The sequence below is a fragment of the Novosphingobium sp. Fuku2-ISO-50 genome (assembly GCF_001519055.1).
Lineage (GTDB): Bacteria > Pseudomonadota > Alphaproteobacteria > Sphingomonadales > Sphingomonadaceae > Novosphingobium.
The window spans coordinates 46525-69651 of record NZ_KQ954286.1 but is presented as its reverse complement, the minus strand read 5'-3'; the positions used below and the strand labels follow the sequence as shown (position 1 = coordinate 69651).

The window sequence follows — 23127 nt, the reverse complement described above, 5'->3', positions numbered from 1 at the left end:
CCTTGCGCTTCCTCATGTCATCAAAATGCCGTGAACGACACGGTTCGGGCAAGCCTCTTTGCGGGCGATGTCCCGCGCCCGGTGAGCGGGCCCGGTCAGGCGTCTGCAGCCATGAAAAAGGGGACATGACACGTGGATCTCGCTCAGATCAGCGCGGCGCTGGCCGCCCGGCGGCCGGGCTACACTTTGCCGCAGGCGCTTTACAACGATCCCGCCATGTTCGAATTCGACCTTCATGCGATCTATGCCCGGTCATGGTTGATGGCCGGGTTTACGTGCGAAGTCCCCGATCCGGGCAGCTATACCTCGATCAGGATCGGGCCATGGCCGGTGTTGATCGTGCGCGGGCGCGATGGGCAGATCCTGGCCTTTCACAATTCGTGTCGGCATCGCGGCGCGGTCTTGTGCAAGGAAGGGCTGGGCAAGAGCCCGCGCATCGTCTGCCCCTATCACCGCTGGACGTATAACCTCGATGGCTCGCTGTTGAGCGCGGCGCGCATGCCCGACGATTTCGACACCGGCGAACACGGGCTTCGTCCGGTGCGGCTCGAAGTGGTGGCGGGGGTGATCTATATCTGCCTGTCCGACAATCCGCCAGCCTTCGAACAGTTTCGCACCGACATGGAAACGGTGCTGGCACCGCACGACCTCGAAAACGCAAAAGTGGCGCGTGTCGAAACGCTGGTCGAATACGCGAACTGGAAGCTCGTGATGGAAAACGGGCGCGAATGCTATCACTGTCAGGGCTCGCACCCCGAACTGTCGCGCACCTTTCCTGTCGGGAGCAGCGCCTATTTCGATTATGGCGGGGCAGAGCATGCCCGGCAATTCGAAGAGCGCATGGCGGACGTCGGCCTGCCTTGCGGTCCGGTTGGCGAAGATTGGTGGCAGGCGCTGCGTTTCCCGCTCAATCCCGGCATGAAATCGATGACCGTGGACGGCGCGCCGGCTTCGAAAAAGTTGATGTGCAAACTTGGCGATGGCGACATCGGCTCGCTGCGCTGGGCGCTCGAACCGCATAGCTTTGCCCATGCCACGGGCGAGATCCTGTTCTTCTTCAGCGCCATGCCGACGGGGCCAAAGGAAACGCTGGTGACTGCGAAGTGGCTGGTGCACAAGGATGCGGTCGATGGCGTGGATTACGATGGCGAAGCGATTGCCGAGCCGTGGCACACCACCAACCTGCAGGACAAGGAACTGGCGGAAAACAACCAGGCCGGGGTCGACAGTCCGGGCTATGTGCCTGGTCCCTATTCGCCCGAGGCCGAAGTGCTCGTGCTGCGATTTGTCGACTGGTACTGCGCCCGCGCGGCGGAATATCTGGATGAGCAACTGGTGGATGGGAAACAGGGGGTAAAAGGGCAACTGCATGCCGCATGAACCGGGCGCGACGTTCCATCCCGAAACGCTGGCGATCATGGCGGGCTATGACCCGGCGAGCGCCAGCGGCGCGGCCAAGCCGCCGGTCTATCTGACATCCACGTTTGTCTATGAAAGCGCGGAACAGGCGCGCGCGATCCACGAAGCCTATTTTCGCGGCACCGGGCCGATGGCGGGCCAGCCTGCCTATATCTATGCCCGCCTGTCGCATCCCAATCTCGCCATGCTCGAAACGCGGCTGGCCGCAATCGACGGCGCACAAAGCGCGGCGGTGTTCGCCTCGGGCATGGCGGCGCACAGCGCGATCGCGCTGACCCATCTGCGCCCCGGCGACAGCGTGTTGCACAGCCGACCGATCTATGGCGGGACCGAGGCGCTCTATAATCAGATGATGCCGCATTTCGGCGTCCACGCCGTGCCGATTGGCGATGGCTGCGATGGCGATCATATCCGTGCACAGGCGGAACTGGCGCTGGCGCAGGGCCCGCTCGCGCTGATCGTGATCGAAACCCCGGCCAATCCCACCGCAGCGCTGACCGACATTGCGCTGGTCGTGGCGATTGCCGATGAAATCGGCGCGCGCATCGGGCGTCGGCCGCTGGTGGTCTGCGATAACACGTTTCTTGCGCCCTTTGCGCAACGCCCGGTCGAACTGGGTGTCGATCTGACGATGACGTCGCTCACCAAGTATTGCGGCGGGCACAGCGATCTGCTGGCCGGCGGGGTGAGCGGGCGCGCCGAAGTGATCGCGCCCTTGCTGCAATGGCGCACCATGCTGGGCAGCCATTGCGATCCGTTCACCTGCTGGCTGGTCTTGCGCTCGCTCGAAAGCGTGGCGGTGCGCTCGGAGCGCGCGATGTCGAATGCCGCGCTGGTCGCTGCGTTTTTGCGCGATCATGGCAAAGTCGCGGGCGTCACCTTCCTCGGCTTCCTGCCCGAAGGAACGCCGCAGCGCATGGTCTATGACCGCCAGTGCAAAGGCGCGGGATCGACCTTTTCGTTTCATCTCCATGGCGGCGAGGCGGAGGCATTTCGCCTGCTCGACGGGTTGCGACTGGTGAAACAGGCGGTCAGCCTCGGCGGCTCTGAAACGCTGGCCTGCCATTCGGCGACCACCACGCATTACAACGTTCCTGCCGAGGCGCGCGCCGCCGGGGGGATTACCGAGGGCACGATCCGCCTGTCGGTGGGGATCGAACATCCCGACGATCTGATTGCCGACTTTGCCCAGGCGCTGGAGCACGTATGACCCGGATTCACGATCCCTATGCAATTGATGGCAAGATCGCCGCGCCCGATGAACTGCATGACATCGTGATCGTCGGCGCGGGCCCCGCCGGACTTGGCGCCGCGCTCGAAGCTGCGCGCGCCGGGCGGCAGGTTCTGCTGATCGACGAACATCCGGTTCCTGCGGTGCTTGCGGGCCACGATGTGCCCTATTGGTTTGGTGCCCGCGCCACCGCCGCCTTGCAGGCGCCCGAACGGTTGATCGAAACGCTGGTCGAAAACGAACCGTTGATTGCGGACTGTTTCGAGGCGGGGGTCGATGTCCGGCTTGGCACGACGGCCTGGGGGCTGTGGCGCAATCGCGAGGCGTGCGGCGCCTTGCCGCGCGCCATGCTCGGACTGTCCGATGGGCAAAAGGCCTGGACGATCGGCTATGAACGGCTCGTTCTGGCGACCGGCGCGCGCGATTGTGCGCTGGCCTTTGCCGGGTGGGATCTGCACGGGGTGATGGGGGCGCTGGCGTTTGACACTTTGGTGCGGCGCTATGACGCCTTTGCCGGGCGGCGGGTGGTGATCCTGGGCTCCGGCGCGCTGGCGCTCGATACGGCGCATCTGGCGCTCGAGCACGGGATCGAGGTCGCTGCGCTGATCGAAGTGCGCGATGCGGCGCAGGGTGACGCCGGGGGGCTGTCGGTTTTGACCGGGCACAGCGTGCTCCGTGCCGAGGGCGGGATCGACGGGGTCGAGCGGGTGATCGTCGCTTCTGCGGATGGCGCCGAACATGGGATCGCGTGCGACACGGTGATCATGGCGGTCGATGCCGTCCCCGCGATCGAACTGGCCGAAGTCGCAGGGGCGAGCGTCGTGACCGAGCCGTTGCGCGGCGGGGCGGTCATTCCCGGCGGCGCGGGCGAAGTCCTGCCCGGGATCTGGCTGGCGGGCGCGGCGACCGGATTGACGGGATCGCGCGCGGCGGCCGAGGCGCAAGGGCGCGCGGTCATGGCGCTGGCGCTCGGGCAAGAGGCGATGCTGCCGCATATTTCCGACGATTTCGACCGCATGGCCTATCGCAGCGACTGGTTGCGCGCGCTGGTCGCGACGAGCCCCGACACGACGCTGGTCTGCCAGTGCGAAGAGGTCAGCCGCGCCGACCTGATCGGCGTGCAGCCGCCGCAATACCTGTCGCGCTCTGCGCACATGGCAGGCCGTTCGCTTTGCACGCTGCTCGAAGACGGACCGCCCGATGCCGAGCAAGTCAAGCGGCTGACCCGCGCGGGGATGGGGCCGTGCCAGGGGCGGCGCTGCCGCGAACAAGTCTCGCTCTTGCTCGCCATGGCTGCAAACCTGCCGCCCAAATCGGCGCCGCGCGGCAATTGGCGTGTGCCGGTGCGCCCGGTGCCGCTGGGCGTGATGGCCGACTGGCAGGAAAACGCCGCGATGCGCGCAGGTTGGGACGTGTGGTTCGGCATCGCGACGCAATGGATACCCTATCGCGACATCGGCACCGAAGAAGAAGCGCGCAAATTGGCCACCATCGGCGGGAGCGGACACCTGTGAGCGGGCATTACGATGTGATCGTCATCGGCGCCGGAGTTACCGGGCTGTCATCGGCCTGGTGGCTGGCGCGTGATGGATTGCGCGTGCTCGTGCTCGACAAGGGCACGGTCGGCGCCGAAGCGTCGAGCCGCAACGGCGGCGGGGCAAGCCATTACCAGAGCCCGCTGTTTGCCGAGGAACAGCGGCTCTGGCCGATGATGGACGATTTGCTCGGCTATCCCACCGAGCATCAGGCCGAGCGCGTGATCATCGCGACCGACCCGCACGATCTCGATCATTATCATTTCGTTGCCGATATGTGCGATGCGATGGGCTGGCGTGTCGACCGGATCGACGGACAGACCGCGCGCGCAATGGTGCCGATCGCGGGGGACAATTGCCTGGGCGGGATTCATTTCCGATTTGGCGGTCATGCCAATCCGCAGCGCACGGTGCAGGCCTTTGCCTGGGCGCTGCAGGACCTGGGCGGGCGGATCTTGCAGCATTGTCCGGTCTTGTCGATCGAACGCACGGGCGGGCAAGTCTGCGCTGTGACCACGCCGCAAGGGCGTTTTTCGTGCGGCGCGCTGGTCGTTGCGGCGGGGCCGCAGATCGCTGGCTTGCTGGCGCCGATCGGGATCGATGTGCCGCTGATGGCCGGGCGCGCGGAAATGATCGTGACCGAGCCGATGCCGCTGATGCAGCTGGGCGGAGTCGATGGCAACGGGCTCTACGGCCGCCAGACCTTGCGCGGCAATCTTGCCTTTGGCGGCGGGCCGCACGAATGGATCGAGACCCGACCCGAAGGCGTGCGCGCGCGTCCGACGACGCCCCTTTCGCGGGGCCTCGCGCGGCGTGTGGCCGAATTGTTCCCCAAGGCGGCGCATCTCCACGTGATCCGTTCGTGGGCGGGGATCATCGAAAACACCCCGGACGGGCGCCCGGTCATCGACCGGATCGACAATCTGGTCATCGCGACGATGTCGGGGGTCGGCTTTGGCCTGTCGCCTGCGACCGGCCATGCCGTGCGCGATCTCGTCGTCGACGGGCAATGCAGCTTTACCGACATTGCCAAGCTGTCGCTGGCGCGCTTTGCCGGCCTTGCGCCCGATTGGCGCGAGGCCTGCGGCTGGCTCTCGCTGAGCGCGGCCTGAGGTGGGGGCGGGGCGCTATTCGGCGCTTTCCCTGCTGCGCGGCGCGCTGGGCGGTCATCGCCATTGGGGGCGGGCCTGGCGCGCGGGCGAGCCGCGCGGCCCTTATGACGTCATCGTCATCGGCGGCGGCGGGCATGGGCTCGCCACCGCCTACTATCTGGCGAAAGATCATGGCATTCGCCGGGTCGCAGTGATCGAAAAGGGCTGGATCGGCGGCGGCAACACCGGGCGCAACACGACGATCGTGCGGTCGAACTATCGCCAGCCGCAGTTGCAGCGCCTGCTCGAATATTCGCTCAAGCTGTGGCACGGCCTGTCCGACGAGCTGAATTACAACGTCATGTTTTCGCCGCGCGGCGCCTTGTTTCTGGGGCACAGCGATGCCGACATGGCGCGGCTGGCCGAACGCGGCGACGCGCTGATCGCGATGGGGATCGATGCGGATCTGATCGACCGCGATGCCGTGGCGCGGCTGGTGCCGCTGTTCGACATGGGCCGCGATGCGCGCTGGCCGATCGAGGGCGGGCTGATCCAGCGGCGCGGCGGGACGGCGCGGCACGATGCGGTCGCCTGGGGCTTTGCGCGCGCCGCCGACAATCTGGGCGTCGACATCATCGAGAATTGCGAAGTCACCGGATTCCTGCGGGAAGGCAACCGCGTGACCGGCGTGCGCACCACGCGCGGCGACATCGCCGCCGGGCGTACCGGGATCTGCGTTGCGGGCAACAGCGGCCATGTCGCCGGGCTGGCCGGGCTGAAGCTGCCGATCGAAAGCCACACTTTGCAAGCCTGGGTGACCGAGCCGGTCAAGCCGATGATCGATACCGTGGTCATGTCGCAGACGCTGCACTGCTATTTCTCGCAAAGCGACAAGGGCGGCATCGTCGGTGGCGGCGATCCCGATTTCTTTCCCAGTTATGCGCAGCGGGGCGCGCCGATCCGGCTGGAAGATTCGATCGCGCAGGCGATTTCGCTGGTCCCCGCGCTGTCGCGGCTGCGCATGGTGCGGTCATGGGCGGGGGTGACGGACATGAGCTTTGACGGGTCGCCGATCATCGGCGAAACCCCGCTCGACGGGCTCTATCTCAATGGCGGCTGGTGCTATGGCGGGTTCAAGGCGACGCCGGGCTCGGGACGGCTTTACGCGCATTTGCTCGCCACCGGGCAAAGCCATCCGATCGCCGCCCCGTTTGATCTTGCGCGCTTTGCACAAGGGCGCACGATCGATGAAGCGGGCGCCGGCCCCATGCCGCAAAACCGTTGAGGGGGCCCAGATGCTGTTGATCCCTTGCCCGCATTGTGGCCCCCGCATTCAGGAAGAATTCGCCTATGAACGCAGCGCGGACAGCGTGGTGCGGCTTGACGATGCGCCCGACGTGGCGATGACCGCGCTGTTTTCGCGGGCCAATCTGCGCGGCGAAGAGGCCGAAATCTGGGTCCATGCCCAGGGCTGCGGGCAATGGCTGCGCCTGACGCGTGACCGGATGAGCCACGCCATTCGCTCGGTGGAGCCGCTGTGATGCGCGCGGGATCGGGCATCGATGGCGAAGCGATGCGCTTTACATTCGACGGCAAGGCCTATTGGGGTGTTGACGGTGACACGCTCGCCGCCGCGCTGATGGCCAATGGCGTCAGGCTTCTTGCGCGCAGTTTCAAATATCATCGCCCGCGCGGGATCATGGCGATGGGGGTTGAAGAGCCCTCGGCGCTGGTCACGCTCGGCGAAGGCGCGCGGGCCGAGCCCAATGTGCGGGCCAGCGATGTCTTTCTCTATCCCGGCCTCGTCGCCACGAGCCAGAACGCCTGGCCTTCGCTGCGCCATGACGTGGGCGCGGTCAATTCGCTGGTTTCGGCGCTGATCCCGGCGGGGTTTTATTACAAGACGTTCTTTGGCCCGCCGTCGCGCTGGATGATCTACGAACGGTTCATCCGCCGTGCTGCCGGATTGGGGCGCCCTCCGCAAGGCGCCGATCCAGACCGTTATGGCCATCGTGCGGCGTTTTGCGATGTGCTCGTGGTGGGGGCGGGGCCTGCGGGTCTTGCCGCCGCGCTGCGGGCGGTCGAGGCGGGGCGCCGCGTGATCCTGGTCGAACAGGATGCACTGCCGGGCGGGAGCCTGTTGCGCGAAAACGTGACGATCGACGGCGTTCCCGGTGCGAAATGGGCGGCCAGAGCAGTGGGACGGATTCGCGCGGCGGGCGGGCGCGTGCTGATGCGCACCACCGCGACCGGGCATTGGGACGACAATTTCGTGACTGCGGTCGAACGCCGGGTCGAGCCGGGGCAGACATCCCGCGGGCTTGCGCAAGTGTTGTGGAAACTGCGCTGCGGCGACGTGATCCTGGCTTCGGGGGCGCTCGAACGGCCGCTGGTCTTTGCGGACAACGACGTGCCCGGCATCATGCTGGCCGGTGCGGCGCGCGCGCTGGCGCTGCGTTATGGGGTTGCGCCGGGGCGCCGCGCGGTGATCGCGACCAGCCATGACGAGGCCTATCGCACCGCCTTTGCGCTGGCCGGACTGGGCGTGGAGATCGTTGCCATTCTCGACAGCCGCGTCGATCCGCAAGGGGCTCTGGTCAACGCGGCGCGCGCGCGTTTTCCGGTTCTTGTCGATGCGCGGCCCTTGCGCGGATTGCGGCGCGGCGTGGCTTTGGCAGGCATCGACGCCATGGTCGGCACAACCCGGCGGCGGTTTGTCGCCGATTGTCTGGCCATGTCGGGGGGGATGAGCCCGGTGCTGCACTTGCATCGCCAGGCCGGTGGCGCGCTCGATTATGATGCGGCGCGCGGCGCCTTTCTGCCCGGCGCGGCACGGCAGCGCCAGACGACGGTCGGCGCGGCGGCAGGCGAGCACGATCTTCGCGCGATCCTCGACCTTTCGAAGATCGATGATCCGCTCGGCCCCGTGGCGCCCGCAGAGCCGGGCCCGATCTGGCGCGGGGAAGCGCACGGCAAGGCGTTTGTCGATTTTCAGAACGACGTGACGACCGCCGATCTCGCGCTGGCGCAGCGCGAAGGCTATGTCTCCGTCGAACACACCAAGCGCTATACCACGCTGGGCATGGGCACCGATCAGGGCAAGCTGGGGGCCATGGTTGCGCTGGCGCAGATCGCCGATGAACGCGGCCTGCCGCTGCCCCAGGCCGGGCTGACCATGTTTCGCCCGCCCTATACGCCGGTCACGCTGGGCGCTTTTGCCGGACCGGCGCGCGGCGATCATGCTGCGCCGATCCGACGTCTGCCATTGGCCGAGGCGCATGATGACCTTGGCGCGCTGTGGGTTCCGGCGGGGGCCTGGATGCGCCCACGCGCCTATCTGCGTCCCGGCGAGAGCCTGGGCGAGGCCAGCTTGCGCGAGGCGCGCATGGTCCGCAGCCTTGCCGGGGTGGTTGACGTATCGAGCCTTGCCAAATTCGAGATTGCCGGACCCGACGCGCTTGCCGTGGTCGAGGCGGTCTGCGCGACGCCGGTGGCGCGGCTTGGCGTCGGGCGCGGGCGCTATACCGTGATGCTGCGCGAAGACGGCATGGTCATGGACGACGGCACGCTCTGGCGCCTTGCCGAAGATCGTTGGCTGCTGACGAGTTCGACCGGTGGCGCGGCGCGGATGGCGCGGCATTTGTCCTATGTTGCCGACATCCTGCTCGCTCGTCCGCGCGCTGCGGTGATCAATGTGAGCGAACATTGGGCCGGATTGGCGTTTGCCGGGCCGCGCGCGGCGGGCTTGCTGGCCGAATTGACCGGGCAGCCGGTGCCGGCGCACATGGGCCTGGCGCAGGCGACGATCGCGGGGGCGCCGGTGCGTGTGCTCGCCGCGAGCTATAGCGGGGAGCGCGCGTTCGAAGTGCACGTTCCGGCGTATCGGGCGGCGGGCGTGTTTGCGGCGCTGGTCGGGGCGGCGCAAGGCGTCGGCGGCGGAGTCTACGGCCTTGACGCGATGGATCATCTGCGCGTCGAAAAGGGCCATGTCGTGATCGGGGCCGAGGCGGACGGACGCGCCATTCCGGCTGATCTTGGCCTTGGCGGGATGGTGCGCAAGTCCGGCGGGTTTGTCGGGTGGCAGGCTTTGACCCGCCCCGCGCTGGCCGATTGCGCCGAACGGCGGCAGCTTGTGGGCGTGACCTCGATCGATGGCGCGCCGATCCCCGAAGGCGCGATGCTGGTCGTTCGCGAAGGCGAGGAACCTGTCGGCCATGTCACGACTTCGGCGCCGCGCGTTGCGGGTGAGGGGGCCATCGGGCTTGGCCTGCTGGTCGATGGCGGGGCTCGTCATGGGGAGGCGTTGCTGGCCTGGTCGCCGACGCGAAAGCAATGCGTGTCGGTGCAGGTCGGCGCACCGCTGTTCTACGATGCGGAAGGGGCGCGCTATCGTGACTGAATTTTTTGTCAGTCCTGCCAAGGCCTTGTTTGCGCTTGATCTGTGGGATGCGGCGGACATCGTGCCGCGTGACATCGTCTTGCCCGGGCCGGGGCGTGCCCTGCTCGGCGCGGGCGGGGCTGTCCTGCGGGTCGGCCCCAGGCGCTGGTGGCTTGATGGCGCGGGGCTGATTGCGGACGAAGCGTTGGCAGGGCGGGGGGGCTTGACCGAGATCGGCGGAGGCTGGGCCCGGGTGCGTCTCGTCGGCGATTGGCGCGATCTTGTCATGCAAAGCGGATTGTTCGACGCGGAGGCTCCGGCGTTCGATCCCGGTGCTGTGGCCGTGACGCCGCTGTGCCATGCGCCCTGCGTGCTGCATGTGCGGGCGCAGACGTGGTGCGAGGTCTTCGTTGCGGCAAGCCATCTCGCGCATTGCCTGGCGCATTGGCGTGAACTGGGTTGGCAACAAGGGGTGGGGACGTGACGGGGCGGCTGTCTGGTCAGACGGATGCCGCCACGATAGGCAGGATCGTGAAAAGCGACCTGAATTCGGATTAGGGGAACTGGCGGCTGTTTGGCAGTTGACCATGGGGAGAACGCATAATGGCGCATGAAAACGACTCCGTCGCAGCGGACGGGGCCCCTCTTGCCGGATGGTTCGCCGGTTCTGCCCTGGGCGAGGCAAGCGCGCGGCAATGGTATGTGCTGATTGTGCTCTCGCTGGTCTATGCGCTCAATATCGCGGATCGCTATGTCATTACCACGGTGATGGAATCGATCCGGCTCGATCTGCACCTGACCGACAGCGCGGTGGCGCTGTTGACCGGGGTGGCGCTGGCGCTGTTCTATGTCAGCGCGGGCATTCCGATTTCGGCGCTGGCGGATCGCACCAATCGCCGCAATATCATTGCCGCCGCGCTGGTGATCTGGTCTGCGCTGACCGTGTTTACCGGCCTGTCGCGCACATTTGGCCAGATGATGACCGCGCGGATCGGGGTCGGGATCGGCGAAAGCGGGGGAACGCCACCCTCGACGTCGATGCTGGCGGACTATTTCCGGCCAAGCCATCGCACCATGGCGTTGACCATCTGGGCACTGGGGGCCTCGCTCGGCGCCTGGCTCGGCGCCGATGTTGCCGGGCGGGTTGCCGATGTCTTTGGCTGGCGCGCGGCGTTTCTGGCGATGGGGGTGCCGGGGTTGGTGATGGGTATCCTGATCTTCACCACGATCCGCGAGCCGCTGCGCGGCACGATGGACGGCGGCGAGACGGTTTCGGCGAAACGCGCGGTCGAACGCGCCCGGACGAAAGTGCCGATGCTGGTCGCGCTGCGCACGATCGTGTCGCAACCGGCGACGGTACACCTGATGATGGGCGGCGCGGTGACCGCGCTGTGGGGCTGGGGCCTGATGTGGTGGACGCCGACTTATCTGCAGAGGGCCTATCACCTGACCGCGGGAGAGGCGGGCGCGATTCTCGGGCCGATGCATCTGATCGCGGGAAGCCTGGCCACGGTCGGCACCGGGCTGTTGATGGCGACACCGGCGATGGCCGATCCCAAACGCGTCTTGCGCCTGATGGCGGTCGTCGTTGCGGTAGTGACCGTGCCGTCGTTTTTCATCTTCTGGACTCACGATCTTGCGGTGACGCGCATCTGCCTGTGGATTCTGGTGCCGGCGATGTATTTCTACATCGGGCCTTCCTACGGCCTGCTCAACAATGTCGTGCCGCCGCAGATGCGCGCGATGACGGCTGCGGTCACGCTGCTGGTCGCCAATGTTGCCAATCTGGTCATCGCGCCGCAATTCGTCGGCTTTGTCTCCGACCATGTGGCGGGGCCGGGCGGGGCCGATGCCGCGTCGTTGCGCTTTGCGCTGCTGCTGCTGGCGCCGACCGGGTTTTGGGCCGCCTGGCATTTCTGGGCGGCGACAAAGAAGATCGACGAGGAGACCGCGCGCGTTCGCGATGCGCGGTTCTAGGGCGTAAACTCATAAACCACGCCATCGAGGCGGCAAAATGGCGAACATATCGGGCGGAAATGCGCGCCGCGAAGGCTGGTTGCCTTTGCAAGCGCATTTCTGTTCGAGATGGAAGCCATTTTGCCGTCCCTTCGGGATTTGACCCAAAAGGCCCATCGCAGCGTTGGATAGGTTTGAAATAGAACCACTATTCCTGCACCTATCCGCCTCGCGCTGGGCCTTTTGGCCTCAAACCTCGATGGTGTGGTTTATGAGTTTACGCCCTAGATATTTAGGTCTAGATGCGTCGGCGTGGTCCGGTCTGGCGCGGGGTATGGACACGGTGACGCGCGTTGACTGTCCAGCCGCTCTCTTCCTGCAGGCGGGCGGCCTCCCGCTGGAGTGCGGCGGCAATTTCGGCTGGGTCGACCGTGCCGGTCAATTCGACGCCGAACGCGGTTTCGCGCGTCCAGCGCACGATGCCGTCGACATCGGGCGATCCAGGAAGGCTGATCACCACCACTTCGCCCGGCGCCGGTGGGGCCGTGCGGCACGACACGCCAAGACCCCGTTCCGACAAATTGCGCACGACGATCGCGATTTCGGCCCCGTTGGCAAAGCGCAGCGTACCCCGCACCAGCCGCGCACGCCGCGTTTCGCGCAAGCATGCGCCGGAAAACAACTCGCGGTTGATGAACGACATGCGGTTGTCCTGCCGATTTGCGTTTGGCCCGATCGATGTCAGACCGCTTTCCCTGCCGGCTGTCATAGGCGGCAGGGGTAAAGAGAATCTTTCCGTCGGCCCCGTTCAGCCGGCAATAAGGATCAGCGCGGCGATCTGCGCGGGGGAAAAGCCCTGGCCCTCTAGGCGATGCGCCAGTTCGTCGACCGCCGGTCCATGGCGCGCGCTTTCGCACAGAAAATCGCGCAAGGGCTCCAGCTCGGGCGCGACATCATGCGCGCGCCACGTGCGCATTCCCGGCACCATGCGCCCGATCCGTGCGAGACCGCGATGGAATGGCCCGGGATGTTCGCCGCCGGGGCAGGCGCTGCCCTGAACGGCGCGCAAGGCGCGTTGGACATGGCGCCATTCACCCGCCGTCAAGTCGGGCATGGTTGCGGGAACGGGCGAGGGGTGGGCGTTGCGCTGGGGCATCGGGGGGGGGCTTTTCGCGGGGGGGGCGGATACGATGGTTGCCATGGACCTGTCGAGCCCACGGCAATAGCCCTATAAGATCCAACGGATCGTTTCATTTTCCTGAACAATGCCAGGCGGAGCACTGCGGACGGGAAGGGATGCGGTGGGTGGACTATGCCGTGCGGCACGATAGGAACGGCATCGACAGCTCGAAGGTTTGCAAAAGGCAGTGCACGCATGACCAGTCCCGGAACGCCGACTTTCGACCAGCTGCGCATTTTTCTGGCGATTGTCGATACCGGCAGCTTTGCGGCGGCGGGGCGGCGGCTGGGCCGCGCGGTTTCGGTCATCAGCTATGGCATCGCCAATCTCGAAGCGCAGCTCGGGCTGACATTGTTTGAGCGCGAGGGCACGCGCAAACCGCAATTGACCGTCGCCGGGCGCGCCTTGCTGGCCGAGGCGCGGGCGATTGCCGCAGGCGTCGACGGGCTGCGCGCAAAAGTCAAAGGACTGCTCGACGGGCTTGAGGCCGAAGTCGATCTGGCCGTCGATGTCATGCTTTCGGCCGAGCGGCTGGGGCAGGTTTTGCGCACGTTTGCCGAGACGTTTCCTACCGTGCAACTGCGCCTTCATGTCGAAGCGCTGGGCGCGATTACCGGGATGGTGCGCGACGGCACCGCGAGCATCGGCGTTTCGGGGCCTCTGGCATTGGGCATCGAAGGGCTTGATTCGGTCGCGGCCGGGTCAACGCTGATGGTCCCGGTTGCCGCGCCCGGGCACCCGCTGGCACAATTGGAGACGATCCCGCCCGGCGCTGTGCGCGATCATATCCAGCTCGTGCTGTCGGACCGTTCGCGCCTGACCGAAGGGCGCGATTTTGCGGTGATCAGCCGCAAGACCTGGCGCCTGGCCGATTTGTCCGCCAAGCATGCCTTGCTGCGCGAAGGGGTGGGCTGGGGCAATATGCCGCTGCCGATGGTAGCGGACGATCTCGCCTCGGGGGCGCTGGTCCAGCTCGATCTGCCCGATCATCCCGGCGGGCGCTATCGCCTTTCGGCGATCTGGCGCAGCGATTGCCCGCCGGGCCCCGCCGCCGCCTGGCTGCGCGATCAGTTCGTCGAACTGGGCCGCGACGACGGCGAACCGCTTGCCGGGATCTAGGATTCCGCTGTCGCTTCCATCACTTGCCGACCATCCCCGGCAAAGGCGCCGAGCGTCAGCGCCCCCGCATCTTCACGCAGGCCCAGATGCAAGGGCTCCCCGGTGATCGCGGGCGAGGTGCCGCGAAAACGAAATGACGTCAGGCGGTTGTCGCCGAGATGGCGTCGCGCGAGATCGAGCAGCAGACTGGCGGTCAGCGGGCCATGCACGACCAGCCCGCGATAGCCTTCCTCGCCGGTGGCATAAGGCAGGTCATAGTGGATGCGGTGGCTGTTGAACGTCAGCGCGGAATAGCGGAACAGCAGCGGCGGCGCGGGGGCGAGCGTGCGCACGCGTGTCCATGCGGCGGCATCAAACCGGCCCGGGCCCGGTGGCGGCAGAGCCGGGGGCGAACCGGCAGGCGCGGCGGCGCGATAGACCACGCTTTGAGTCTCGGATATCAGCAAGGTATCGCCATGGCGCGTCTCGTGCGCGATGTCGACGAACACCAGTGTTCCGCTGCCGCCCTGCTTTTCGGTGATCGCCGCCACGCGCGAGGTGCGCACGATCACCGCGCCGATCGGCAGCGGCGCATGAAAATCGAGCACACTCGACGCCCACATCCGCCGGGGCAGCGGAACCGGCGGCAGGAAGCTGTCGGGCGTAACATCGCGGCGCGGATGACCATCGGGGCCGAGCGCGGCAGTCGGCGCGTCGGGCAGGCCAAGGCACCAGTGCAACCCTTGCGGCGCGCTGCCGTCATCGCCCGGTTCACGATCGAACGTGGCGCACCACCGCGCGACAAGCCCCGGATCGACGCGATCCTCGCGCTGTTCGCTGCGCCCGATCCAGGCATCCCAGGCGCCCATCAGTTGCGCGCCGCCAACAGCCCGCGCGCGATCACTTGCGCCTGTATTTCCGCCGCGCCTTCAAAGATGTTGAGGATGCGCGCATCGCACAGCACGCGGCTGATCTCGTATTCCAGCGCATAGCCGTTGCCGCCGTGAATCTGCAGCGCGGCATCGGCATTGCTCCATGCGGTGCGCGCGGCGTGGAGCTTGGCCATGCCCGCCTCGATGTCGCAGCGCTTGCCCGTCACTTTGGCCCGCGCGGCGGCATAAGTCAGCTCGCGCGCCATCACGAAGTCCACGAGGCTCATTGCCAGCTTGTCGGCGACGCGCGGAAAATGGACGATCGCCTTGCCGAACTGCTTGCGCGTTGTCGCGTAACCTAGCCCGAGTTCGAGCGCGCGGCGGGCAACCCCGACGGCGCGCGCGGCGGTCTGGATCCGCGCGCCTTCGAACGTGCGCATCAAGTGCTTGAAGCCCTGGCCTTCCTCGCCGCCGAGCAAGGCGTCTGCGGGCGCAGTCATGCCATCAAATTGCAGCGCATATTCGCGCATCCCGCGATAGCCGAGCACGTCGATCTCGCTGCCGGTCATGCCGGGCGCGGGGAAAGGATCGTCCTCGGTGCCGCGCGGCTTGGGCACGAGCAGCATCGACAGACCGGCATAGCCCTTTTGATCAGGAAGCGTGCGCGCGAGCAAGGTCATCAGGTCCGACCGGGCGGCATGGGTGATCCATGTCTTGGCCCCGTCGATGACCCATTGCCCATCGCCCAGCCTTGCGCGGGTTTGCAGCGAGCCGAGATCCGACCCGGTGTCAGGCTCGGTAAAGACTGCCGTGGGCAGCACTTCGCCGCTGGCGATACGCGGCAGCCAAGCGGCCTTTTGCGCCTCGGTCCCGCCGAGCACGATCAATTCGCCCGCGATTTCCGACCGGGTGCCGAGCGAACCCGCGCCGATCCAGCCGCGCGACAATTCCTCGGTAATCACGCACATCACCAGCTTGTCGAGCCCGAGCCCGCCATGGCATTCCGGGATGCACACGCCAAACGTGCCGAGATCGGCCATCGCCCGGACCGTTTCATCGGGGATCAGCGCATTGGCGAGATGCCAGCGATGCGCATGGGGCACGATTTCTGCGTCGGTAAAGCGGCGAAACTGATCGCGGATCGCATCAAGCTCGGCATTGTGAAAGCTTTCGCTCGGCCACAATCCGTCGGCCAGATGCGCGGCAAGCTCCGCGCGCGTCTGGGCAAGGTCTGTATCGATCAGCTCCGCCACGGCATCGGCGAGGCGCCGCGCGGCAAGCCCAAGCCCGAGATCTGCGGGGCGCACCAGTTCGTTTTGCCCCATCGGCAGGCCGCCGACCAATTGCGCCAGCGTTTCGGCAAAGGCCAGCCGGGCCACCAGCGTATCGACCGGGTTGGCATCCCCGTTCAGCGCGTGCCATTCGGCAACGGCTTCCAGCGCGGCAACGCTCGTGGCGATCCAGGCAAAGCCGTGCGCGGCGCGCTGTTCCTGATCGATCGTGCGCGTGGTCAGCCGATCGGCGAGCGCGGCGCGGGCCTGGGCCAGATAGGCGCGCGCCGCAGCGAGCGCGGCCATCACGCGCGCTCGAACACGGCGGCGATTCCCTGACCACCGCCGATGCACATTGTTTCGAGCCCAAAGCGGCCGCCCCGGCGCACCAGTTCCCGAGTCAGATTGGCAAGGATGCGCCCGCCTGTGGCGCCGATCGGATGGCCCAGCGAAATGCCCGAGCCATTGACATTGAGAATGGCATTGCGGCTGTCGTCCTTGCTCCAGCCCCAGCCTTTGAGCACGGCGAGCACTTGCGGGGCGAAGGCTTCATTCAATTCGACAAGGTCGATCATGTCCCAGGTCATGCCGGTGCGCGCAAACAGCCGTTCGACCGCCGGGACCGGGCCGATCCCCATCCGCGCCGGATCGCAGCCCGCCGCCGCCCACGAATGGAACCAGGCAATCGGTTCGAGCCCGAGTTCGGCGAGCTTGTCCTCGGCGACGATCAGGCAGGCGGCGGCGGCATCGTTCTGCTGGCTGGCATTGCCGGCGGTGACGACGGCGCCGGGAATGGTCTTCGCCTCGATCGCGCGCAGCTTGCCCAGGCTTTCGAGCGTGGCATCGGGGCGATAGCCTTCGTCATGGTCAAACACCAGCGGATCGCCCTTTTTCCGGGGCACCGCCACGGGTACGAGTTCATCGGCAAAGCGCCCCTCGGCCCAGGCGGCCGTCGCGCGCTGATGCGATCCGACGGCGTAGGCATCGGCTTGTTCGCGGGTGATGCCATAGTCGCGGGCAAGGTTTTCGGCGGTTTCGATCATCCCGCTGATCACGCCGAAACGTTCGATCGGCTGCGACATCAGGCGCCCGCGCGTCAGCCGGTCATGGAGCACCAGATTGCCCATGCGCACGCCCTTGCGAATGTCGGTCGAGTAATGCTCGACGTTGGACATCGATTCCACCCCGCCCGCGACGACCACGTCGGCGGCTCCGGTCTGGACCATCATCGCGGCATTCACCACCGCCTGAAGCCCCGAGCCACAGCGGCGATCGACCTGATAGCCGGGCACCTTGAGCGGCAATCCGGCAGCCAGCCACGACCAGTGCCCGATTGCGGGGGCTTCGCCGCTGCCATAGCCCTGGGCGAAGATCACATCATCGACCCGGCTCGGATCGATGCCGCTGCGTTCGACCAGCGCCTTGAGGATGACGGCGCCGAGATCCCCGGCGGTCAGCGGGGCCAGCGCGCCGCCGAATTTGCCGACGGCGGTGCGAAGCGGGGAAACGATGGCGGCGCGGCGCAATTGGGTCATTTCGCGGTTCCTACTATGCCTGAATCGATAAGCCGGGCGATTTCGCCCGACGATAGCCCGAGCCGTTCGGACAGCACGCTTTCGCTGTGCTGGCCATTGCGCGGGGCGGGGCGGGGGGCTTCGCGCGGCGTGCCCGGCAGCGTGGCAAAGGCGCCTGCCGCCGGATAGGTCGCGCCGCTGGGATTGGGGCTGGTGCCGAAGATCGGGTTTTCGGCGACCAGCGCGGGGTCGTGTACGGCCTCGTGCATCGTGCGATAGGCGGAATGGACGATCCCTGCGGCATCGAACGCGGCGGCAAGCTCGGCATGCGCGCGCGCGCCGATTGCGGCTTCGAACAGCGGAAACAGCGCGTCGCGGTGGGTATAGCGCAATCCGTCGTCATGGGCGAAGCTGACGCCGCGTTCGGCTTCGATGCGGGCAATCGCTTCGCCCAGGCCCAGCACGGCGATCAGGTTGGCCCATTGCCGGTGGGTCACCACGACAATCATCGCGCGCACCCCGTCGCGGGTCAGAAAATCGCGCCCGAACAGGCCGAACACGGTGTTGCCCAGGCGCGGACGGTCGGCGCCGGTGGTGATCACTTCGGCCAGGCTGCCCAGATTGGCGACCGTGCCGATCGCCACGTCGGACAAGGGCAGGCGCACTTCGCCGCCTTCGCCGGTGGCATCGCGCCGACGCAGCGCGGCGAGCAGGGCAAACGCGGCATAGGCCCCGGTCAGCAAGTCCCACGCGGGCAGGACATGGTTGACCGGCTCCGGCCCGGCTCCGGTCAGCATGGGATAGCCGACCGCGTTGTTGACCGTGTAATCGAGCGCCGGGCTGCCGTCGGGCCAGCCCATCACGCGCACGGTGATCAGATCGGGGCGCCCGGCGGCGAGCGTGTCATGCGCGAGAAAGCCCCCGGCGGGGAAATTGGTGACGAATTGCCCGGTCGCGCGGACCAGCGCCTGAAGCAATTCGCGCCCTTCCGGTCGCCCGACGTCGAGCGCCACCGACCGCTTGGCGCGATTGAGATTTTCCCAATAGAGCGAATCGCCCGCGTCGGTCACCGGCCAGCGGTGGAAATCGGGGCCGCCGCCGATCGGATCGACACGGATCACCTCGGCGCCCATCTGCGCGAGATAGAGGCCGCATGTGGGCGAGGCGACGAACGACGACGCCTCGATCACGGTCAGCCCCTTGAGCAGCGGATACATGGCTCAGATCCCGCCTGCGGCAAAATCGCGCAGCATCTGCTTGGCGATGACCAGTTGCATGATCTGCGTCGTGCCTTCATAAATGCGATAGATCCGCGCATCGCGAAAGAACCGCTCGGCCTCGTATTCCGCCAGATAGCCTGCGCCGCCATGGATCTGGACGCAACGGTCGGCGACGCGGCCGCACATTTCCGATGCGAACATCTTGAATGCCGCGGCTTCCTTCAGGATCTTTGCCCCGGCATCGGCTTTGGCAATGGCGTCGCGCATCATGCATTGCGCGGCATAGATTTCGGCATAGCTGTCCGACAGCATCGCCTGGATCAGCTGAAAATTGGCGATCGGTTCGCCAAACGCCTTGCGCTCGTTGGCATAGCGGATCGCCGTGTCGAGCATGCGCCGGGCATAGCCGGTGCTCGCCGCGCCGACGGACAGGCGCCCGTTGTCGAGGCTTTGCATCGCAGTGGCAAAGCCTTTGCCTTCCTCAAGCCCGAGCAGCGCGTCGGCGGGCACGAACACGTCTTCGAAAATCAGGTCGCCGATATGGGTGCCGGGCTGGCCCATCTTCTTGTCCGACTTGCCGCGCGAGACGCCCGGCAGGTCGAGGGGCACGAGAAACGCCGAGACATGCGCGTTGCGGGGCAGGTTTTCCTTTGACGTGCGCGCCATGATCAGGCCGAGTTTGGCATAGGGCGCATTGGTGATGTAGCGCTTCGTGCCATTGAGCACATAGCCGTTGCCATGGCGCACGGCGCTGGTCTGAAGCCCCGCCGAATCCGATCCCGATCCCGGCTCGGTCAGTCCGAAAGCGGCGATGTCCCCTGCGGCAAGGCGCGGCAGCCAATGCGCTTTCTGCTCCGGCGTGCCCGCGTTCTTGAGCGCCGAACAGACCATGCCGATATTGATCGAAATGATCGAACGATAGACGGGCATGGCGTAGGACAGCGTGTGAATCGTCTCGATATATTGCGACACGTTCAGCCCTGCGCCGCCGTATTCTTCCGGCATGGTCAGCCCGAACAGGCCCATGTCGACCATTTCCTGCTTCAGCGCATCGGGAATGCCGTCATGCGCGATCACGTCGGCCTCCGCCGGGACCAGTCGTTCGCGGACATAGCGTTCGAGCTGTTCGTGAAACTGGGCAAAGATGTCGGGGTCCATGCCGGGCGGGTCCATGCTGGGATTGGCAGCGTTCATCGGATCGGTCCCTTCAGATCGGGTCATAGGGGAAGACATGCGCCGAGACTTCGTCGGCGCGGGCAAAGCTGGGGGCGAAGGCGGGGATCAGGTCGTCGGCAATGGTCTGCGCGGTCCAGCCTTCGCTGCGGGCCATCGAGCGCACCGGGCGCGGCTTGCCGAACAGCACGATCTCGTTGCGGCGGACGGCAAAGATCTGGTTGTTCACGTTGCCTGCGCGATCCGAGGCGAGAAAGGCCACCAGCGGCGCGATCTTGTCCGCGCTCATCTGTTGCATGCGTTCGACGCGCTTTTTCTGGTCGGGGGTTTCGGCCGGGATCGACGCGGTCATCCGGCTCCAGGCAAAGGGCGCAATGCAGTTCGAGCGCACGCCAAACCGCGCCATGTCGAGCGCGATCGATTGCGACAGCGCGACGAGGCCGAGCTTTGCGGCGGAATAGTTCGCCTGACCGATATTGCCGATCAGGCCGCTGGTCGAGGTGAAGTGGATAAAGCTGCCCGAGCCCTGTTCGCGGAAATAGGGTGTCGCCGCTTTCGACACGTTGAACGGCCCGGTCAGGTTGACGTCGATGACCGCTTGCCAGTCGGCATGGCTCATCTTGTGCCAGATCGTGTCGCGCAGGATGCCCGCATTGTTGACCACGGCGTCGATCCGGCCGAATTGCGCGACGGCATCCTCGATGATGCTTGCCGCGCCCAGCGGATCGGCAACGCTGGCGAGATTGGCGTAGGCGCGGCCTCCGGCGGCGCGGATGTCGGCCACGGTCGTATCGGCGGGCCCTGTATCGCCGCCGTCACCACCTTGCGCGACACCGGGGTCATTGACGACCACCGCAGCGCCCTCGCGCGCGCACAGCAGCGCGATTTCGCGCCCGATCCCGCGGCCTGCGCCGGTAATGGCGACGACTTTGCCTTCCAATATGCCCGCCATGCGATTCTCATCCCTTGTCTTGTTGCCCAGGCGGTAACCGGGATGTTTGCGCGCTTCAACAATTGGAATTGCATTTCATATATATGAAACTAGAGCGGGGCGATGTCCGGTCCCGTACGCTCTGTTTCACAAGCCTTTGCCATTTTGCGCCTGTTCGCCGCCGAAGGGCCGATGACGCTGACGCAAGTGTGTCGCGAAACCGGGCTCAGCCCGTCGAGCGGGCTCAATCTGCTGCGCACGCTTGTTGGCGAAGGTGCGCTCGAACGCGAGGGCGATGCGCGGCTCTATCGGCTTGCACCGGCATGGCAGGAGGCCGATCTGTTGACCGGGGCGCGCGTGGCGCGGCTGATCGCGCGGGTGCAGCCGCTGATCACGCGTTTTGCCAAGGCGCATGACTGCACGTGCGGGCTGTGGCAACAGGTCGGCGATCGCCTCGCGCTCGTGGCACTGGGCGAAAGCGAGGCGGCGACACGCATCCACATGGCGATCGGTCAGCGCCAGCCGGTAGGCGGCGGATCGGTCGGTCGCGCCCTGATTGCGGCCGAGAGCCTCGGACAGGCGGATATGGAGCGCCGCTTTGCCCGGCTGCGCTGGCGTCGCGCGCTGGCCTATGCCGCCTGGGTCGAACAAGTCGCGCGCGCGCGACAGACCGGCTTTGGCATCGACGAGGGGTTTACCCATCCCGGGATCGTTTCGATCGGGCTCGTCGTGCCGGAAACGCGCTCGCCCCGCCTGTGTCTGTCCGCATCGCTCTTTGCCGGGTCGCGAACCGAGGCCGAGATCGAGGCGCTTGGGGCTGCGCTTGTCGAACTGGCGCAAGCGAGCGGCTTTCAGGAAAGCTGAACGCGCGGGTAGGGGACTTTGCGGGGAGCGCCGGTGCCAGACTGTTGAGATCGCCTGTGTCATGCCTCTGTCTGAATTGGGCATCCGACGATCTATGTTGAAACGAATCCGCGCCGATCAGGTCGAACTGGGCATGTTCATCCACCGGCTGGAAGGGAACTGGTTTCGCCATCCCTTCTGGAAGGCACACTTTGTGCTCGATGATCCCGTACGCCTCGATTCCTTGCGCGCAAGCGGTGTCCGTGCCGTGCTGATCGATGTGACGCGCGGGCGCGATGTCGCCGAGCCAGAGGTCGTCGATCCTTCAAACCTTGCGCCGCTGCGCGCGCCTGTCGGCGGGGCTCAGGGTGGCGCCGCACCGCCAGGACGGCGAACCGCGACGCTGTCGCCCGAAATCGCGCGCGCCGAGCGGCTGGCCCGCGCGACGGGCAAGGCGGTCAACCGCATGTTCATCGAAGCGCAACTGGGCAAACATGTCGCGGCAAGCGACGTCGAGCCGGTGATCGAGGACATCTATGCCTCGATCCAGCGCAATATCTATGCGTTCAACGGCTTGCTGCAATGCCAGAGCGATCAGGTGCATCTCTATCGTCAGGCGCTGGCGGTTTCGGCCCTGATGGTTGCGCTGGGGCGGCGAATGGGCCTGCCGCCCGCGAAGATCCGCGAGGCAGGGATGGCCGGGCTGATGATGGACATGGGCCTTGCGCAAATGGCCACCGAGGCCGGAGCGGCCGATTATCGCGATCTTTGCGTCACGCATGCAAAAGGGCACGTCGTCGATGGGGTGATCCGGTTGCGCGCAGCCGGCGACATTCCCGATGGCGTGTTGCTGGCGTGTCAGCAGCATCACGAACGGCTGGACGGCAGCGGCTATCCGCAGGGCCTGTCCGGCGCGGACATCGGCATGCCGGCGCGCATGGCGGCGGTCTGTGACGACTATGTCAGGCTTGTCACCGGGGTCGATGCACCGGCGCTCGATCCGGCGAACGCGCTTGCCCATATCCGCGCGCAAGTCGGCATCTATGATGATGCCGTGACTGCGCGCTTGATCGAAACGGTCGGGGTCTATCCGATCGGCTCGTTCGTCCATTTGCGCAGCGGTCGGCTGGCCATGGTGGTCGATCAGGATGATGCCGACTTTGCATTGCCGATCGTGCGGATCTTTGCGGCAACGGAGCCGAGGGTGGGCGGGGTGATCCCGACACGCCCCACGACGCTGGCGCTGGGGCAGTGCTATGGCGAAGATGCGATCGCGGGCCTTGTCGATCCGGCCGGCTTGCGCCTGCCTCCGCTCGAATCGCTGCGCGGGGATCTGCTGGCCGGGGCGATCCGCAGCTCGGCACGCTGAGCGCACGCGGCAGGCTCGCGCGTGCAAAAAAATGGCCGGCCAGTTG

At 66.4% G+C, this 23127-nt stretch carries 20 protein-coding genes; 12 read left to right on the top strand and 8 right to left on the bottom strand.

The window, feature by feature from the left end:
* Positions 1-132: 132 nt before the first annotated feature.
* From AQZ50_RS03300 to AQZ50_RS03260, 9 genes are all read left to right on the top strand, one after another.
* Positions 133-1380 carry an aromatic ring-hydroxylating oxygenase subunit alpha gene (locus AQZ50_RS03300; RefSeq protein WP_082703385.1) on the top strand — a complete coding sequence of 416 codons (1248 nt, stop codon included), beginning with the start codon at positions 133-135 and terminating at the stop codon, positions 1378-1380.
* Positions 1370-2629 carry a cystathionine gamma-synthase family protein gene (locus AQZ50_RS03295; RefSeq protein WP_067742642.1) on the top strand — a complete coding sequence of 420 codons (1260 nt, stop codon included), beginning with the start codon at positions 1370-1372 and terminating at the stop codon, positions 2627-2629. Before AQZ50_RS03300 ends, AQZ50_RS03295 begins: the two co-directional genes overlap by 11 nt.
* Complete coding sequence (locus AQZ50_RS03290) at positions 2626-4164, top strand: FAD/NAD(P)-dependent oxidoreductase (protein WP_067742639.1); 1539 nt, start codon at positions 2626-2628, stop codon at positions 4162-4164. Before AQZ50_RS03295 ends, AQZ50_RS03290 begins: the two co-directional genes overlap by 4 nt.
* Positions 4161-5297, top strand: a complete 1137-nt coding sequence (locus AQZ50_RS03285; protein WP_067742636.1) for an NAD(P)/FAD-dependent oxidoreductase — start codon at positions 4161-4163, stop codon at positions 5295-5297. Before AQZ50_RS03290 ends, AQZ50_RS03285 begins: the two co-directional genes overlap by 4 nt.
* A gap of 1 nt (position 5298) precedes the next feature.
* Positions 5299-6561 carry a sarcosine oxidase subunit beta family protein gene (locus tag AQZ50_RS03280; RefSeq protein WP_067742633.1) on the top strand — a complete coding sequence of 421 codons (1263 nt, stop codon included), beginning with the start codon at positions 5299-5301 and terminating at the stop codon, positions 6559-6561.
* 10 nt (positions 6562-6571) lie between these two features.
* Positions 6572-6817 carry a sarcosine oxidase subunit delta gene (locus AQZ50_RS03275; protein WP_067742630.1) on the top strand — a complete coding sequence of 82 codons (246 nt, stop codon included), beginning with the start codon at positions 6572-6574 and terminating at the stop codon, positions 6815-6817.
* Entirely contained in the window at positions 6817-9675 is a 2859-nt protein-coding gene (locus tag AQZ50_RS03270; protein ID WP_067742626.1) for a 2Fe-2S iron-sulfur cluster-binding protein, read from the top strand. The genes AQZ50_RS03275 and AQZ50_RS03270 overlap by 1 nt, the downstream gene beginning before the upstream one ends.
* Positions 9668-10138: a hypothetical protein gene (locus AQZ50_RS03265; RefSeq protein ID WP_067743698.1), complete on the top strand. Its 471-nt coding sequence runs from the start codon at positions 9668-9670 to the stop codon at positions 10136-10138. Before AQZ50_RS03270 ends, AQZ50_RS03265 begins: the two co-directional genes overlap by 8 nt.
* Before the next feature lie 119 nt (positions 10139-10257).
* Entirely contained in the window at positions 10258-11631 is a 1374-nt protein-coding gene (locus AQZ50_RS03260; RefSeq protein ID WP_067742624.1) for a spinster family MFS transporter, read from the top strand.
* Between the two features lie 277 nt (positions 11632-11908).
* Here the strand turns inward: AQZ50_RS03260 and AQZ50_RS03255 are convergent, their stop codons facing one another.
* Positions 11909-12313 (bottom strand): PilZ domain-containing protein, encoded by a 405-nt coding sequence (locus AQZ50_RS03255; RefSeq protein WP_197412370.1) that lies wholly within the window; start codon positions 12311-12313, stop codon positions 11909-11911.
* A 105-nt stretch (positions 12314-12418) separates the two neighbouring features.
* On the bottom strand, positions 12419-12766 hold the full coding sequence (locus AQZ50_RS03250; protein WP_156427212.1) for a hypothetical protein: 348 nt from the start codon (positions 12764-12766) through the stop codon (positions 12419-12421).
* A gap of 219 nt (positions 12767-12985) precedes the next feature.
* Here AQZ50_RS03250 and AQZ50_RS03245 point away from each other — a divergent pair, with 219 nt between their 5' ends.
* Complete coding sequence (locus tag AQZ50_RS03245) at positions 12986-13909, top strand: LysR family transcriptional regulator (protein WP_067742618.1); 924 nt, start codon at positions 12986-12988, stop codon at positions 13907-13909.
* Here the strand turns inward: AQZ50_RS03245 and AQZ50_RS03240 are convergent.
* Genes AQZ50_RS03240 through AQZ50_RS03215 form a run of 6 tightly spaced genes read right to left on the bottom strand, consistent with a single transcriptional unit; the run spans position 13906 to position 20890 of the window.
* Positions 13906-14757 (bottom strand): HTD2 family dehydratase, encoded by an 852-nt coding sequence (locus AQZ50_RS03240; protein ID WP_067742615.1) that lies wholly within the window; start codon positions 14755-14757, stop codon positions 13906-13908. The genes AQZ50_RS03245 and AQZ50_RS03240 overlap by 4 nt on opposite strands.
* Positions 14757-16337 (bottom strand): acyl-CoA dehydrogenase family protein, encoded by a 1581-nt coding sequence (locus AQZ50_RS03235; RefSeq protein WP_067742613.1) that lies wholly within the window; start codon positions 16335-16337, stop codon positions 14757-14759. Before AQZ50_RS03235 ends, AQZ50_RS03240 begins: the two co-directional genes overlap by 1 nt.
* Complete coding sequence (locus AQZ50_RS03230; RefSeq protein WP_067742611.1) at positions 16337-17566, bottom strand: acetyl-CoA C-acetyltransferase; 1230 nt, start codon at positions 17564-17566, stop codon at positions 16337-16339. Before AQZ50_RS03230 ends, AQZ50_RS03235 begins: the two co-directional genes overlap by 1 nt.
* On the bottom strand, positions 17563-18762 hold the full coding sequence (locus AQZ50_RS03225; RefSeq protein ID WP_067742608.1) for a CoA transferase: 1200 nt from the start codon (positions 18760-18762) through the stop codon (positions 17563-17565). The genes AQZ50_RS03230 and AQZ50_RS03225 overlap by 4 nt, the downstream gene beginning before the upstream one ends.
* A 3-nt stretch (positions 18763-18765) precedes the next feature.
* Complete coding sequence (locus AQZ50_RS03220; protein WP_067743695.1) at positions 18766-19938, bottom strand: acyl-CoA dehydrogenase family protein; 1173 nt, start codon at positions 19936-19938, stop codon at positions 18766-18768.
* 34 nt (positions 19939-19972) lie between these two features.
* Positions 19973-20890 (bottom strand): SDR family NAD(P)-dependent oxidoreductase, encoded by a 918-nt coding sequence (locus tag AQZ50_RS03215; protein WP_067742606.1) that lies wholly within the window; start codon positions 20888-20890, stop codon positions 19973-19975.
* 102 nt (positions 20891-20992) lie between these two features.
* Between AQZ50_RS03215 and AQZ50_RS03210 the strand changes: the two genes are divergently transcribed.
* Entirely contained in the window at positions 20993-21733 is a 741-nt protein-coding gene (locus AQZ50_RS03210; RefSeq protein WP_082703382.1) for an IclR family transcriptional regulator, read from the top strand.
* Positions 21734-21827: 94 nt separating this feature from the next.
* Entirely contained in the window at positions 21828-23081 is a 1254-nt protein-coding gene (locus AQZ50_RS03205) for an HD-GYP domain-containing protein (RefSeq protein ID WP_067742596.1), read from the top strand.
* Positions 23082-23127: the final 46 nt, after the last annotated feature.

Excerpts from the sequence above, each read along its gene's own strand:
- AQZ50_RS03225 (WP_067742608.1), bottom strand. The coding sequence starts at position 18,762 with ATGTATCCGCTGCTCAAGGGGCTGACCGTGATCGAGGCGTCGTCGTTC.
- AQZ50_RS03270 (WP_067742626.1), top strand. The coding sequence starts at position 6,817 with ATGCGCGCGGGATCGGGCATCGATGGCGAAGCGATGCGCTTTACATTC.
- AQZ50_RS03290 (WP_067742639.1), top strand. The coding sequence starts at position 2,626 with ATGACCCGGATTCACGATCCCTATGCAATTGATGGCAAGATCGCCGCG.
- AQZ50_RS03245 (WP_067742618.1), top strand. The coding sequence starts at position 12,986 with ATGACCAGTCCCGGAACGCCGACTTTCGACCAGCTGCGCATTTTTCTG.
- AQZ50_RS03220 (WP_067743695.1), bottom strand. The coding sequence starts at position 19,938 with ATGGACCCGCCCGGCATGGACCCCGACATCTTTGCCCAGTTTCACGAA.
- AQZ50_RS03210 (WP_082703382.1), top strand. The coding sequence starts at position 20,993 with ATGTCCGGTCCCGTACGCTCTGTTTCACAAGCCTTTGCCATTTTGCGC.
- AQZ50_RS03230 (WP_067742611.1), bottom strand. The coding sequence starts at position 17,566 with ATGACCCAATTGCGCCGCGCCGCCATCGTTTCCCCGCTTCGCACCGCC.
- AQZ50_RS03215 (WP_067742606.1), bottom strand. The coding sequence starts at position 20,890 with ATGGCGGGCATATTGGAAGGCAAAGTCGTCGCCATTACCGGCGCAGGC.
- AQZ50_RS03235 (WP_067742613.1), bottom strand. The coding sequence starts at position 16,337 with ATGGCCGCGCTCGCTGCGGCGCGCGCCTATCTGGCCCAGGCCCGCGCC.
- AQZ50_RS03205 (WP_067742596.1), top strand. The coding sequence starts at position 21,828 with ATGTTGAAACGAATCCGCGCCGATCAGGTCGAACTGGGCATGTTCATC.
- AQZ50_RS03250 (WP_156427212.1), bottom strand. The coding sequence starts at position 12,766 with ATGCCCCAGCGCAACGCCCACCCCTCGCCCGTTCCCGCAACCATGCCC.
- AQZ50_RS03240 (WP_067742615.1), bottom strand. The coding sequence starts at position 14,757 with ATGGGCGCCTGGGATGCCTGGATCGGGCGCAGCGAACAGCGCGAGGAT.
- AQZ50_RS03275 (WP_067742630.1), top strand. The coding sequence starts at position 6,572 with ATGCTGTTGATCCCTTGCCCGCATTGTGGCCCCCGCATTCAGGAAGAA.
- AQZ50_RS03260 (WP_067742624.1), top strand. The coding sequence starts at position 10,258 with ATGGCGCATGAAAACGACTCCGTCGCAGCGGACGGGGCCCCTCTTGCC.
- AQZ50_RS03255 (WP_197412370.1), bottom strand. The coding sequence starts at position 12,313 with ATGTCGTTCATCAACCGCGAGTTGTTTTCCGGCGCATGCTTGCGCGAA.
- AQZ50_RS03295 (WP_067742642.1), top strand. The coding sequence starts at position 1,370 with ATGCCGCATGAACCGGGCGCGACGTTCCATCCCGAAACGCTGGCGATC.